The organism is Corynebacterium sp. HMSC05D08 (genome assembly GCF_001807215.1).
GTDB lineage: Bacteria > Actinomycetota > Actinomycetes > Mycobacteriales > Mycobacteriaceae > Corynebacterium > Corynebacterium striatum.
Map to the genome: position 1 here is coordinate 1 of NZ_KV788363.1, position 1,041 is coordinate 1,041.

Sequence of the window (1,041 nt, forward strand, 5' to 3'; positions counted from 1 at the left end):
GCACCGATCCGGCACATACCCCGGACAAGGATATCGCTGGGATCAAACCTCTTACCCGCAACGAGCTGCTTGCTCGGGCCTCGTCGTTTGGGCCGGCAACCACCAAGGTTGTCTTATCAATCTTGGACCGCAACGCCAAAGCCATACCCCGCGGACTGCATACCGCCCGCAACGTACTCGTCAAGCTGGGAAACAAGCACAACAAGACCACGCTAGAGCCTGCCTGCCAGCAAGTCATCGACCATAACCTGGCACCCAACATGCAGGTCATTGCACGGATTCAAGCCGACATCGCCCGCAACGGTCACACCCTTAACCAAACGCCAGCAGTCCAGGTCGATCAAGGCCAGTCGCGCACTGTAGATATCACCGCCATCCCTGATGCAGTGTTCCTGCGCCCCGCCAGCTACTACGACACCCCAACCGCGACCTCGAAGAAGGAGGCCTAGACCACCATGACCACCATCAATCTTGACGACGACATGCGCGCTACACTGCCTAAACTGCGTCTGTCGACCTTCGCCGATATCTTCTTCGACCTGGCCGCTGCCGATGACGCCAACACCGCTCTACCAGAGGAGATCTTCTTAAAGGCAGTGGAAGAAACCGCAGCCAAGCGTCGGCAAACCAACATCGTCAAAGCCATAGCCCAAGCCAAATTCCGCTATCCGGGAGCAACACTCGCCGAGCTGATCAACCCCGATGAACGAAGGTTGAATCTACGCCAGCTCAAACGACTGGCCGCAACACCCTGGCGCGACGAACCTTCCAATGTGCACGTCCTGGCACCGACCGGTGCAGGTAAAACCTACATCGCCTGCGCTATCGGTATTGCTGCCTGCCAGGCCGAATACAGCGTCGCCTACTACCGACTGGATCAGCTCGTCGATGAATTAGCGGCCTTCCCGCCGGCAGATGAACGCTACGTAGCTAAAATGCGCAGGCTACAAAACATTGATGTACTCATCCTTGATGATTTCCTAACGATAGGAATCAACCAGCGCGGACAAGAAGACCTAACCAAGATCATATTCGACCGCG

General features: G+C 56.6%; 1 protein-coding gene and 1 pseudogene. Both read left to right on the top strand.

Features of this window, described 5'->3' with window-relative positions; genetic code table 11:
• Window positions 1-449, top strand: a pseudogene (locus tag HMPREF3148_RS13770) (IS21 family transposase); the annotation flags it as partial.
• Between the two features lie 6 nt (window positions 450-455).
• Window positions 456-1,041: ATP-binding protein (locus HMPREF3148_RS12640; RefSeq protein WP_070509279.1), on the top strand; the 586-nt coding region annotated here is incomplete at its 3' end.